This window comes from Thermomonas sp., from assembly GCF_041919455.1.
Taxonomy (GTDB): Bacteria; Pseudomonadota; Gammaproteobacteria; order Xanthomonadales; family Xanthomonadaceae; genus Thermomonas.
The window spans coordinates 96459-109615 of the sequence record NZ_JAYRTQ010000006.1; the positions used below are offsets into that span (position 1 = coordinate 96459).

General features: G+C 68.9%; 10 protein-coding genes. 6 read left to right on the top strand and 4 right to left on the bottom strand.

Annotated features, from left to right (window positions below; translation table 11 throughout):
• Positions 1 to 111: 111 nt before the first annotated feature.
• Positions 112 to 894 carry a 30S ribosomal protein S2 gene (gene rpsB, locus ACE3T8_RS05780; RefSeq protein ID WP_374607557.1) on the bottom strand — a complete coding sequence of 261 codons (783 nt, stop codon included), beginning with the start codon at positions 892 to 894 and terminating at the stop codon, positions 112 to 114.
• A 314-nt stretch (positions 895 to 1208) separates the two neighbouring features.
• On the opposite strand from rpsB, the gene map reads away from it, so the two are divergent.
• From map to dapE, 5 genes are all read left to right on the top strand, one after another.
• Positions 1209 to 1985, top strand: a complete 777-nt coding sequence (gene map / locus ACE3T8_RS05785) for a type I methionyl aminopeptidase (protein WP_374607559.1) — start codon at positions 1209 to 1211, stop codon at positions 1983 to 1985.
• The gene (glnD, locus tag ACE3T8_RS05790; protein WP_374607561.1) at positions 1982 to 4618 is read left to right on the top strand and encodes a [protein-PII] uridylyltransferase; all 2637 of its coding nucleotides are present in this window, start codon (positions 1982 to 1984) and stop codon (positions 4616 to 4618) included. The genes map and glnD overlap by 4 nt, the downstream gene beginning before the upstream one ends.
• Positions 4615 to 5487 (top strand): 2,3,4,5-tetrahydropyridine-2,6-dicarboxylate N-succinyltransferase, encoded by an 873-nt coding sequence (dapD, locus tag ACE3T8_RS05795; RefSeq protein ID WP_374607563.1) that lies wholly within the window; start codon positions 4615 to 4617, stop codon positions 5485 to 5487. The genes glnD and dapD overlap by 4 nt, the downstream gene beginning before the upstream one ends.
• A 112-nt stretch (positions 5488 to 5599) precedes the next feature.
• The gene (locus ACE3T8_RS05800) at positions 5600 to 5953 is read left to right on the top strand and encodes a Spx/MgsR family RNA polymerase-binding regulatory protein (protein WP_374607565.1); all 354 of its coding nucleotides are present in this window, start codon (positions 5600 to 5602) and stop codon (positions 5951 to 5953) included.
• Positions 5954 to 6072: 119 nt separating this feature from the next.
• The gene (gene dapE / locus ACE3T8_RS05805) at positions 6073 to 7209 is read left to right on the top strand and encodes a succinyl-diaminopimelate desuccinylase (protein WP_374607567.1); all 1137 of its coding nucleotides are present in this window, start codon (positions 6073 to 6075) and stop codon (positions 7207 to 7209) included.
• A gap of 1 nt (position 7210) precedes the next feature.
• On the opposite strand, the gene ACE3T8_RS05810 is transcribed toward dapE, so the two are convergent.
• Complete coding sequence (locus ACE3T8_RS05810) at positions 7211 to 9577, bottom strand: penicillin acylase family protein (protein ID WP_374607568.1); 2367 nt, start codon at positions 9575 to 9577, stop codon at positions 7211 to 7213.
• Positions 9578 to 9817: 240 nt separating this feature from the next.
• Here ACE3T8_RS05810 and asnB point away from each other — a divergent pair, with 240 nt between their 5' ends.
• A complete protein-coding gene (gene asnB / locus ACE3T8_RS05815; protein WP_374607570.1) occupies positions 9818 to 11512 on the top strand; it encodes an asparagine synthase B in 1695 nt (564 codons plus the stop codon).
• Between the two features lie 203 nt (positions 11513 to 11715).
• Here asnB and ACE3T8_RS05820 read toward each other — a convergent pair whose 3' ends face one another.
• Together ACE3T8_RS05820 and ACE3T8_RS05825 are read right to left on the bottom strand one after the other, a co-directional pair.
• Complete coding sequence (locus ACE3T8_RS05820) at positions 11716 to 12378, bottom strand: response regulator (RefSeq protein ID WP_374607572.1); 663 nt, start codon at positions 12376 to 12378, stop codon at positions 11716 to 11718.
• Positions 12375 to 13100 carry a sensor histidine kinase gene (locus ACE3T8_RS05825; RefSeq protein ID WP_374607574.1) on the bottom strand — a complete coding sequence of 242 codons (726 nt, stop codon included), beginning with the start codon at positions 13098 to 13100 and terminating at the stop codon, positions 12375 to 12377. The genes ACE3T8_RS05820 and ACE3T8_RS05825 overlap by 4 nt, the downstream gene beginning before the upstream one ends.
• Positions 13101 to 13157 lie beyond the last annotated feature (57 nt).

The following is a 13157-nucleotide window of genomic DNA, read 5'->3' on the forward strand; positions in this document are numbered from 1 at the left end:
CCCTGTTCGGGCGTGGGGATGTCCAATGGGGCGTCGGGTAAGGGCGTCCACGGGGGGACGCCCCTACGCGTGGGCGGCCGCGCATGGTCGCGCGGCCGCGTGACGCGACGGTTACTCGGCCTTCGGCTTCGGCGCGCGGCGGGCCGGCTTCTTGTCCTCGCCTTCCGGCGCGGCGGCGAAGTCTTCCTCGCGGATCGTCGCGGCGGACGGGGTGGCGGCCTTGCCTTCCAGTACCGAGTCGGCGGCGGCGCGCGCGTACAACTGCACGGCGCGGATCGCGTCGTCGTTGCCCGGGATGGCGTAGTCGACCAGGGCCGGGTCGTAGTTCGAGTCAACCACCGCGATCACCGGGATGCCGAGCTTCTTGGCTTCCTTGATGGCGATGTCTTCATGGCCGATGTCGATGACGAACAGGGCGTCCGGCAGGCGGTTCATGTCCTTGATGCCGCCCAGGCTGGCCTGCAGCTTCTCGCGCTCGCGGCGCAGGCCCATCACTTCGTGCTTGACCAGCTTCTGGAAGGTGCCGTCGGTTTCCGCGGCTTCCAGTTCCTTCAGGCGGCTGACCGACTTCTTCACCGTGGCGAAATTGGTCAGGGTGCCGCCCAGCCAGCGCTGGGTCATGTACGGCATGCCGCAACGCTCGGCTTCTTCCTTGATCGGATCGCGCGCGCTGCGCTTGGTGCCGATGAACAGGATGGTGCCGCGCTTCTGCGCCACGCCGCTGATGAAGTTCATCGCGTCGTTGAACAGCGGGACGGTCTTCTCGAGGTTGATGATGTGGATCTTGCCGCGGGCACCGAAGATGTACGGCGCCATCTTGGGGTTCCAGTAGCGGGTCTGGTGGCCGAAATGGACGCCGGCTTCCAGCATCTGGCGCATGGTGATCTGGGGCATTGCGATGACTCCGAATGATGGGATCCGCGCCGGTTGGATGATGGCGCTGCCCCGCATGCCGGTTGGCATGGAGCGCGGGATCCCGGGGTTGGGCCTCCCTGTCGTCACTGCGTCCGAACTCCTTGCGGAGCACCCCGGCGCAGGGGTTGTCGACAGGTGTGGATTTCTTGAAGCGTGATTCTTTGCAGCGTGTTTCGACGGTACGCCGTCGCGGCGGCGGAAAAGCCGCGGGATTATGGCCTGATAACCCCGCCAAGGCAATCCGCAGGCCCGTCCGGGGCCGAAACCCGCGCCGGATGGGCGATAATCGGCCCATGAGCATCCAACTGAAATCCGCTGCCGACCTCGAGAAGATGCGCGAAGCCGGCCGCCTGGCCGCCGAAGTGCTGCAGGTCGTCGCGCCGTTCGTGAAGCCCGGGGTGACCACCGAGGAGCTCGACCGGATCTGCCACGACCACATCGTCAACGTGCAGAAGGCGATCCCGGCCAATGTCGGCTACCGCGGGTTCCCGAAGACGGTCTGCACCTCGGTCAACAACGTGATCTGCCACGGCATCCCCAGCGAGGCCAAGGTCCTGAAGGACGGCGACATCGTCAACATCGACGTCACCGTGATCAAGGATGGCTGGCATGGCGACACCAGCCGGATGTACGTCGTCGGCACCCCCTCGGTGATGGCGCAGCGCCTGGTCGATGTCACCCGCGAGGCGATGTTCCGCGGCATCCGCGCGGTCAGGCCGGGCGCCACCCTGGGCGATGTCGGCCACGCGATCCAGCAATATGCGGAAAGCCAGCGCTTCAGCGTGGTCCGCGAGTACTGCGGCCACGGCATAGGCAAGATCTACCACGACGACCCGCAGGTGCTGCACTACGGCCGCCCGGGCGAGGGCGTGGTGCTGAAGGAAGGGATGACCTTCACCATCGAGCCGATGATCAACGAAGGCACGCGCCACACCCGCGTGCTGCCGGACGGCTGGACCGTGGTCACCAAGGACCGCAAGTTGTCCGCGCAGTGGGAACACACCGTGGCGGTCACCGCCGACGGCGCCGAGATCCTGACCCGCCTGCCCGGCGACGACAACGACCTGTGAGCACGCCCGCCGCCGACCTGCCAGCGGCGACGCTTCCCGATCCCGCCGCGATCCCGCCCGCGGTCGATGCCGACCCGGCGTGGGCGGCTGCGGCTCGCGCCTGGCTGGCGCAGTCCGACGCCAGGTTCGCGCGCCGCTTCGATGCCGATGAGCCGGCCGACAAGCTGGTCGCGCTGCGCACCCGCGCGGTCGATACCCTGGTCCGCGACGCCTGGCAGCGCTGCATCCCCGAAGGCGACGCGCTGGCGCTGTTCGCGGTGGGCGGCTACGGGCGCGGCGAACTGTTCCCGCAATCCGACGTCGACCTGCTGGTGCTGGCCGAACCGGAGGTGCAGCGCGCCGCGCAACCCGCGCTGGCACGCTTCGTCGCCCTGCTCTGGGATGGCGGACTGCAAGCCAGTCCGGCGGTGCGCTCTGCCGCCGAATGCACCGAGGCCGCTGCCGACCAGACCGTGCTGACCGCATTGATCGAGGCCCGCCCGCTGGTCGCATGGGAAGAGGAAGCCGCGGCCTTGCGCGCGGCGATCGCGCCGGATCGCGCCTGGCCACCGCGTGCGTTCCTGGAGGCCAAGGTGGCCGAGCAGCGCCAGCGCCACGCGCGCTTCGGCGATACCTCGGACAACCTGGAGCCGAACATCAAGGACGGGCCGGGCGGCCTGCGCGACCTGCACATGCTGGGCTGGCTGGCCCTGCGCAGCTTCGGCGTGCGCGACCTCGACGCGCTGGTCGGGCTGGGCCACCTGGGCCCGGACGAAGCCGTCGCGCTGGAGCGCGAGCGGCGCGTGCTGTGCCGCCTGCGCTACGGCCTGCACCTGGTCGCCGGCCGCCGCGAGGAACGCCTGCGCTTCGACTACCAGAAGCTGCTCGCCACGCGGCTGGGCTATGTGGACGACGGCGACTCGCTCGCGGTCGAGAAGATGATGCAGGGCTTCTACCGCAGCGCCGCGATCGTGCGCCGGATCAACGACCGCCTGCTGCAGCGCTTCGAGGAGCACTTCGACGGCACCGCGCTGGCGGAGCCGATCGACGCCGACTTCGAGCGCCGTCGCGGTTACCTGGCCACGCGCACGCCGGGCTGGTTGCTGCGCGATCCTGCCAACGTGTTCGCGCTGTTCGCCACATGGGCTGCGGACATCGATTTGCGCGGGTTGCATTCGCAGACCGCGCGCGAACTGGCGCAGGCGCTGCCCACCATTCCTGCCTACACGGATGTCGCATCGACCGTCCGCGCGCGTTTCATGGCCCTGCTGCGTGGCCCGCAACCGGTGAAGGTGCTGGAGCGCATGGCCCGTCTGGGCGTGCTGGGGCGCTGGATCCCGGCGTTCGCGCAGGTCTCCGGGCGCATGCAGTTCGACCTGTTCCATGTCTACACCGTCGACCAGCACACCCTGGCGGTGCTGAAGAACCTGGCCGCGTTCGCGTCGGGGCAGGGCGACCCGCGCTTCTCGATCGCGCATCGCGTGTGGCCCTCGCTGCGCAAGCCGGAACTGCTGTTGCTGGCCGGCCTGTTCCACGACATCGGCAAGGGCCGCGGCGGCGATCATTCCGAACTCGGCGCGGTCGATGCGCGCGAGTTCTGCCAGGCGCACGCCCTGTCCGAGGCCGACATCGCGCTGGTCGAATGGCTGGTGCGCAAGCACCTGCTGATGTCGGTGACCGCGCAGAAGCAGGACATCACCGATCCCGAGGTGATCCACCGTTTCGCCGGCGAGGTCGCCGACCGCCAGCGCCTGGATTACCTGTACCTGTTGACCTGCGCCGACATCGCCGGCACCAGCCCCAAGCTGTGGAACGACTGGAAGGACCGCCTGCTGGCCGACCTCCACACCGCCACGAGGCTGGCCCTGCGCCGCGGGCTGGAGCACCCGGTCGCGGCCGAGCAGCGCGTCGACGAGAACCGCGCCGCGGCGCGCGCCTTGCTGTCGGCGAGCGGCGACGACGATGCCTCGATGGAGGAGGTGTTCGCTCGCATGCCGCGCGACAACTTCCTGCGCAGCCGGCCGGACCAGATCGCCTGGCAGGTGCGGGTGATGCGCGCCGCGCCGCGCGACCGGCCGATGGTCGGGGTGCGCTATCCGACCGGCCGCGACGGGCTGGAAATCTTCGTGCACATGCGCGATCGCGATGGCCTGTTCGCCGCGCTGGTGATCGCGCTGGACCGGATGGGCCTGGGCGTGCAGCAGGCGCGCGTGCTCGATGGCCCCGACGACACCATCTTCGACACCTTCCACGTGCAGCCGATGGACACGCGCATCGCGCCGGTGTCCACGCAGGTGGAGACCCAACTGGCCAAGGCGCTGTCCGGCGACCTGTCCTGCCTGCAGCCGGCGCGGCGCAGCCAGCCGCGCCACCTGCGCCATTTCCGCATCGCCCCGCAGCTCGACTTCGCCGAGATCGCCGGTGGCACCCGCATCGGCCTGGTCTGCAACGACCGCCCGGGCCTGCTCGCCGACATCGCCCGCGTGCTGCGCGAACAACGCCTGCGCGTGCATGACGCGCGCATCGCCACCTTCGGCGAGCGCGCCGAAGACTTGTTCCTGGTCAGCGACGAACACGACCATCCCCTGCAACCCGCCCAGCGCGACGCTCTGCGCGACGCCCTGCTGGCTGCCCTCGACGGAGATCCACGATGACCCAGCCCGATTCCTCCCAGCTCACCGGTGTGGTCGATGCCGACGCGCTGCGCGCCGTCCTGGACGATGCATGGGAGCGCCGCGCGGAGCTGGCCCCCGACGAGATCGCCGCGACCACGCGCCCCGCGGTCGATCGCGCCATCGCCGGACTGGAACAGGGCTGGCTGCGCGTCGCCGAGCCCGATGGAAACGGCGGCTGGCGGGTCAACGAATGGTTGAAGAAGGCGGTGCTGCTGTATTTCCGCACCCAGGACATGGCTCTGGTCGATGCATCGCCTTCGCCGTTCTGGGACAAGGTGCCGTCGCGTTTCGCAGGCTACGACGAAGCCGCGTTCCGAGCGCTCGGCGCGCGCGTGGTGCCCGGTGCGGTGGTGCGCGCGGGTAGCCACATCGGCAAGGACGTGGTGCTGATGCCGAGTTTCGTCAACATCGGCGCGCACGTGGGCGAGGGCACGATGGTCGATACCTGGGCCACCGTCGGCAGCTGCGCGCAGATCGGCGCGCATTGCCATCTGTCCGGCGGCGCCGGCATCGGCGGCGTGTTGGAGCCGTTGCAGGCCTCGCCGACGATCATCGAGGACCACTGCTTCATCGGCGCGCGTTCGGAGGTAGTGGAAGGCTTCGTGGTCGGCCACCACAGCGTGATCGGGATGGGCGTGTTCCTCGGCCAGAGCACCCGCGTCTACAACCGCGCCACCGGCGAGGTCAGCTACGGCTCGGTGCCGCCTTACAGCGTCGTCGTCAGCGGCCAGCTGCCGGCGAAGGACGGGTCGCATTCGCTGTACTGTGCGGTGATCGTCAAGCAGGTCGACGAGCGCACGCGCAGCAAGACCAGCGTCAACGAGTTGCTGCGCGGGTTGGCGGACTGACCTGTTGCTCGTCATCCCGGCGCAGGCTGGGATCCAGTGTCTTCAATCCTTGAACATCAACGTCGCTGGATTCCTGCCTTCGCAGGAATGACGGCAAAATCGGAATCGCCGCATGACCATCCTCTTCGGCCTGAAGAACTGCGACACCTGCAAGAAGGCGCTGAACTGGTTGAAACGCTTCGGCATCGAGCATCGATTCGTCGACTATCGCGACGAGCGGCAATCGCCGGAGACGCTGGTGGCGTGGAAGGACGCGGCGGGTGGCTGGGATGCGCTGATCAACAAGTCGTCCACGACGTGGCGCGAGTTGTCGCCGAACCGCAAGACACCTGGCAGCGACGCCGAGTGGAAACTGCTGCTCAAGGAATATCCGCAGCTGGTGCGCAGGCCGGTGGTGGTGCTGGACGACGGCACGGTCGCGCAGGGATTCAGCGACAACGGATTCAAGAAGCTGTTCGGTATTTGATCTTGGTCCCCTCTCCCTCCGGGAGAGGGCTAGGGTGAGGGTTCGAGGCGGATGCGACAGCATCGCTGCGTCGTACCCTCACCCCAACCCCTCTCCCGAGGGGAGAGGGGCTAAACACGATGAGCGACGTCCTCCAACTCACCATCGAACTGATCACGCGCCCCTCGGTCACGCCGGACGATGCCGGCTGCCAGGCCTTGATCGCGGAGCGACTCAAGCGCGCCGGCTTCGAATGCGAGCACCTGCGCTTCGGTGAGGTCGACAACCTGTGGGCGACGCATGGCGACGGCGATGGGCCGGTGCTGGTGCTGCTGGGCCACACCGACGTGGTGCCGACCGGCCCGCGCGAGGCCTGGGCCAGCGATCCGTTCGCGCCGGAGATCCGCGACGGCGTGCTGTATGGGCGCGGCGCGGCCGACATGAAGGGCAGCGTGGCGGCATTCGTGGTCGCGCTGGAAGACTTCGTGGCCGCGCATCCGCGGCATGCGGGCAAGGTCGCCATGTTGCTGACCTCGGACGAGGAGGGCGATGCGATCGATGGCGTGCGCAAGGTCGCCGACGTGTTCCGCGAACGCGGCGAGCGCATCGACTGGTGCATCACCGGCGAGCCCTCGTCGAAGGACGCGCTCGGGGATCTGCTGCGGGTGGGCCGGCGCGGCACACTGTCGGCCACGCTCACAGTGCGCGGCATCCAGGGCCACGTGGCGTATCCGGACAAGGCGCGCAACCCGATCCACCAGGCCATGCCCGCGCTGGCCCAACTTGCGGCGAAGCGCTGGGACGAGGGCTACGAGAGCTTCCCGCCGACCTCGCTGCAGATCAGCAACATCAACGCCGGCACCGGCGCCAACAACGTGATCCCTGGCGAGCTGCAGGCCTTGTTCAACCTGCGCTACAACCCGCACTGGAACGCCGCGCAACTGCAGTCCGAGTGCGAGGCGGTGCTGCGCGCGCACGGCCTGGACTATGCGGTGCACTGGCATCGCGGCGGCGAACCTTTCCATACGCCCGAAGGCGCGTTGCGCGTGGCCGCGCGCGAGGTATTGGCAACCTTCGCCGGCGGCGTGCTGCCGGAAGAAAGCACCGGCGGCGGCACCTCCGATGCACGCTTCATCGCGCCGCTGGGCGCGCAGTGCATCGAGGTTGGCCCGGTCAACGCCAGCATCCACAAGGTCGACGAGCATGTGCGCGTCGCCGACCTCGAGCGCTTGCCCGACCTCTACCTGCGGCTGATGGAGCGCCTGCTGGTCGAGTGAGTCAGTCCACCGCGGGCTGCAGGCGCAGGGTGTGGCGTGCCGGTGCCGGCAGGAATGGCGACGGCTCGCCGCGCACCCATGCGGCGTGGCCCGCGCCCCAGAACGGCGACAACGGATGCCCGCTCTGCCCGCCGGGCATGTGCAGGATGCCGTCGGCCTCGTGGCCCGGCGACACCACCATCCGTTGCGATGCGCCGAATGCCGGACCCTGCACGCGCGGCATCGCGCCATCGCCCGGCAGTGGGTCGGCGGGCATGCACAGCCAGCGCTTGCCGACCAGCGGGATCGCCGCGGCCAGCGGATGGCAGATCGCCGCGGTGTTGCGCTCGCCCCAGGTGCGTTCAGCCAGCGGGCCTTGTTCGGCGAGGTCATCGCGCACCTGCACGGCGGCGTCCTCGAACAGCGCATCCCAGCTTGCATCCGGTGGTGGCAACAGATGCGCCGGACGCTGGCTCACCAGCGTCCAGGCCACGCCTTCCAGTTGCGGAAAATCGGGCAGGACGAAGTCCACGCCCAAGGCGTCGCGCGCCGGTGCAGTCAGTCCTTCGGCGATGCGCTTGTGCACGGCCAACCGCCAGCTTCGGACGATGCGGAAGCTCACCGAATCGATGGACGCACGGCCTTCCCAGCGCGCCGCGGCAGTCGCGAGTTCGCGCAAGGCCGGCGACTGCGCCGCGTTCGCGCGCTCCAGCAGCAACGCATGCCAGGGCTGCAGGAACAGCGCGCGGTCGTCCAACTGGATCGCCAGCAGGTCGCGCTCGCCGAGGCGCGGTTTCGCCTGCAGGCCGTCGCGGATCTGCAGGGCGCGCGCACCCAGCACGTAGCCGCCATCGCCGACGCGGCGCAGGTCCTCGCCATCGAGGACGCGGCTGTTCGCCGTCCACAGGCGATCCAACGCAGGTGATCGCAATGTCGGGCTGGCCGCGGTCGAACTGGGCCATGGCGCGCAGGTCTCGTCGGTGGCGGTCTCGACCGTGGCGGCCAGCGTGCAGGCCTCGCTGCGTTGCGGCAGCGGCCCCAGCAACCGCCAGGCGACCTGGCCTTGCGCATCCGCGAGCAACAGGTTCTGGGTGGGCGTGGCGGTGCGGTTGGCGATGGCCAGCGCCTGGTCGATGTCACCGGCGACGGGGAACTCGACCAGCCCCAGGTTCACCGCGCCGGGCAGGTGCGCGGTCCAGCGCAGCGACAGCACGCGGCCATCGGCTTCGCGATGGGCGACCGGCCCCCACGCGGTTTCGTCCACGTCGAGCATCACGGGCGCGGCGCCGGCGACCTCGATGCGTTCGCTGTAGCGGGTGATCCGTGCGCAGCCCGTTGCAGGTGCTCGTGTAGCGCAGGGCGCCTGCAGTTTCCAGTCCTGGTAGTCGCCATAGCTGTTGGTGAAACCCCAGGCGACATGACCGTTGCTGCCGACCACCACCGCCGGCAGGCCGGGCAGGGTGACGCCCTGCACGTCGACGCGCCCGCCGGGTGCTGCGGCATCGGCATAGCGCAGGCGCGCGCGAAACCAGATGTTCGGCGCGCGCAGGCCCAGATGCATGTCGTCGGCGAGGATCGCGCGGCCGTCTGCGGTCAGCGCGCCGGAGACCGCGAAATTGTTGCTGCCCGGCGTGCCGGGCGATTCGGGAGCGGCAGGCGATGCCGCGCTCGCCGGCAACCCGCGCAAATCCAGCACGTCGGGTCCGGGCAACAGCGCATCGCCGCGCGCCGCTCCCTGCAACGGCGCATCCCAACGGCTGCCGTCGTGCGCGAGCAGGTCGAACAAGGCCGGCGGCAGGTGCGGGCGCATCCGCCACAGCGCCAGTTCGCGCGCGTTGTCGCCGCCCTGCAGGTCGAAGTACATCGCATGGCCGACCAGCGGCGAGTCCTCGACGCGCCACGGTGCGGGTTGCTGGCGCAGCAGCAGGTAGGCCCACGGTCGCACGCGCAGCGTGGCCAAGCCGGCGTTGACGCCATCGGCATAGGCCTGCAACTGGCTGCGCTGGCTGCCGGTGATCGCGTCCATGTCGCGGCTGACCCGCGCGCGCATGCGATGCAGGCGATGGCGCTTGTCGGTGTCCACCGCGATCTCGCCGAACAGCGCGGACAGCTCGCCGGCGGCGGTGCGGCGCAGCAGGTCCATCTCGAAATAGCGCTCCTGCGCATGCACGTAGCCGAGTGCGCGCAGGGCGTCGTGCTGGTTGGCGGCATCGATGGTCACGGTGCCGTTGGCGTCGCGGGACACCGACACCGGCGCCGACAATCCCGGCAAGGCAAGCGTGCCTTCGAGCGTGGGCAGGCTGCCGCGCAGCAGCCAGGTGGCGAGCAGGGCGAACGCCGCCGCCAACACCAGCAAGGCGAATGCGCCACGCCTGAGCCATCTGGTCATCGGGTTCCCCGCGTGGTGGTCTGATGGCGGATCGTATTCGTTACAGGCGAAAACGTCGCTTGTCAGCGGCCGGGCGGTGGTGCAGGATCGGCCCATGACCTCGCCGCGCACCAATGCCAATCGCCTGAATAATCGACCCGGACGGGCCGGCGGTTAGCGCGCGACACACGCACAACCCCCTGAGCCCGTACTGCGAAGTGCGGGTTTTTTTTCGCTTGCAAGAACCTGAGGAACCACCCCATGTGCTCCATCTTCGGCATCTTCGGGCTGCAGCCCGGCGACGACATCCAGGCCCTGCGACGACAGTCGCTGGATCGCTCGCAGCGGCAGCGCCATCGCGGCCCGGACTGGAGCGGCGTGTACCTGGGCGATGGCGCGATCCTGGTGCACGAGCGCCTGGCGATCGTCGACCCGGCCGGCGGTTCGCAGCCGCTGTTGTCCGATGACGGGCAGCTGGCGCTCGCGGTCAATGGCGAGATCTACAACCACAAGCAGCTCAAGGCCGAACTGCCCCGCGATTACGCCTTCCAGACCGAATCCGACTGCGAGGTAATCAACGCGCTGTATCGGGAGGACGCGCCGGCCTCGTTCCTCAACCGGCTCAACGGCATCTTCGCGTTCGCGTTGTGGGATGCGGCGAGGGGCCGCGCGCTCATCGCCCGCGATCCGCTGGGCGTGTGCCCGCTGTACTGGGGCCACGACAAGGAAGGTCGCCTGCGGGTGGCCTCGGAAATGAAGTCGCTGGTGGACGAATGCGCCGACGTGGCGCAGTTCCCGCCCGGCCACTGGTACGACACGTCGACGGGTGCGCTGACGAAATACTACGAACGCCCGTGGCGCAGTTATGACGCGGTGGAAGGCGTCGATGCGTCCTTGCAGGAACTGCGCGAGGCCTTCGAGGCCGCGGTGCACCGCCAGCTGATGACCGACGTGCCCTACGGCGTGCTGCTGTCCGGCGGGCTGGATTCCTCGCTGGTGGCGGCGGTCGCCGCACGTTACGCGCGCCATCGCATCGAGGATGGCGACCGGACCGAGGCCTGGTGGCCGCGCCTGCACAGCTTCGCGATCGGCCTGAAGGGATCGCCCGACCTGGCGGCGGCGAAGATCGCCGCGGAGGCGCTGGGCACCGTGCACCATGGCTTCGAATACACCTTCGAGGAAGGCCTGGACGCGTTGCCGGAAGTGATCCGCCACATCGAGACCTACGACGTCACCACCATCCGCGCGTCCACGCCGATGTTCCTGCTGGCGCGGCGGATCAAGGCGATGGGGGTGAAGATGGTGCTGAGCGGCGAGGGCAGCGACGAGATCTTCGGCGGCTACCTGTACTTCCACAAGGCACCGAACGCGCGCGAGTTCCACGAGGAGCTGATCCGCAAGCTGGATGCGTTGTACAACTACGACTGCCTGCGCGCCAACAAGTCGATGATGGCCTGGGGCGTGGAGCCGCGGGTGCCGTTCCTGGACCGCGAGTTCCTGGACGTGGCGATGCGCATCGACGCGAAGTGGAAGATGGTCGACAAGAACCGCCGCGATGCGCAGCGGATGGAGAAGGGCATCCTGCGCGCGGCCTTCGATGGCCACTTGCCGGAGTCGATCCTGTGGCGGCAGAAGGAGCAATTCAGCGATGGCGTGGGCTATGGCTGGATCGACGGCCTGAAGGCGCATGCCGAGGCGCAGGTGAGCGACCGTGAACTCGCCGCCGCCGACAAGCGCTTTCCGGTCAATCCGCCGCAGACCAAGGAAGCGTATTTCTACCGGAGCGTGTTCGAACGCTTCTATCCCACGCCCGCGGCTGCCGAAACGGTGCCGGGCGGCAAGTCGATCGCCTGTTCCTCGCCGGCCGCGATCGCGTGGGATGCGAGTTTCGCGACGATGGCGGACCCGTCCGGTCGCGCGGTCGCTGGCGTGCATGAGCAGGCACTGGCTGGCTGAGTCGCCGCGCTCCGCACGCCGAAACGAAAAAGGGCCATCCGTGGCCCATTGGATCGAAGACGTGCTGCTTTCTTAGCGAGTTCTACAGCGGAACCTGGTACCTACTCCCGCTAAGGCCCACGTTACGGCGCGAATCCCGGCATCGCCATCCCGCAAATGGGGGATGGCCCTGCCCCGGGGACGAACGGCATAGGCTGCGTGGACTAAGCGCCCGGCGAGACAAGGCCCATCCGGGCGGCTTCCAGGGTGGCCTCGGCGCGGCTGTTGACCTTCAGCTTGCGGTAGATGTGCTTGAGGTGGTCGGACGCCGTGTGCCGGCTGATCTGCAGCCGCTCGGCCAGTTCCGGCAGGCGGCAGCCCTTGCTGACCAGCACCAGCACCTCGCGCTCGCGCGTGGTGAGTTGCTCGGCATCGGCATGCATCGGTTCGGGTGCCGCGTTGAAGACACGCAACAGGCGTTGCGCGATCGATGGCGACAGCGGCGGTTCGCCGCGCAGGATGCCGTCCAGCGCCGCGGCGAGCTTTTCCTCGGGCTGGTCCTTGAGCAGGTAACCATGCGCACCTGCGCGCAAGGCCGGGAAGACATGCGCATCGTCACCGAACAGGGTGGTGACCACGATGGTGCAGTCGGGTTGTCGTTGCGCCAGCGCCTGGATCAGGGTGGTGCCGTTGCCGTCGGGCAGGCCGAGGTCGACCAGGGCCAGGTCGACGACGAAACCGCTATCGAGCAATCGCAATCCCTCGCCCAGGGTCGCGGCATGCGCCACCTCCACACCGGGGAAACGCTCACGCAGCAGGGTCGCCAGCCACGCGGCCACGTCGGGCAGGTCTTCCAGCAATAATGCGCGCGCGGGCATGGCGGTCATCGCGGCATGCTGCCTTGGCCGTCGCGTGGCGGGGATCCCGCAGCTGCGGGGGGCTCCGCAGGCAGCGGGAAGCGCAGCAGGACCTTGGTGCCGCCCTGAGTGCCTGCCTGCCAGCTGATGTCGCCGTGCAGTTCACCGGCGCGCGACAGCATGCTGCGGGTGCCGCGACCCTCGCCGATGCGGGCCGGGTCGAAATGCCCGTCATCGGTGACTTCGAAGAACAGGTCGTGGCCGACACGCGCCACCACCACGCGCAGGCGCGCGACCGGGGCGTGGCGCATCGCGTTGGTCACCGACTCGCGACCGATCCGGAACAGGTGCATGCCCTGCGCGCGATGCAGCGGTGGATCCGGCAGGTCGTCGGCCTGCCGCCAATCGAGTTCGATGTCGCGGGTGAGCAGGCGCTGTTCGGTTTCCTCGCGCAACTGCGCCAGCACTTCCAGCAGTGTGCCTTCGATGCCGCGGTCGCGGGCGAGGATCGCGCGCAGATCCTGCAGGATCTCGCGGACCATCTGCTGTTGCCCCGGTTCCTGCACGCGATGCAGGAGCGTCAGCAAGCGGCTGCCGATGTCGTCGTGCAGGTCGTCGTAGATGCGCCGGCGTTCCTCGTCGATCGCGTGGGCGACCTCCAGCTCGCGTTGCAGTTCGGCCAGTGCGGGCTCGGGAGACGCTGCATCGGCGGGAGACGGGGTGCGGCCGAGCAGGCGGCGCCAGCCGCTCATGCGCCATCGATCCGTGCGACGTGGAAACATCCACCGCGGGCGCGATGCGTCGGTGCT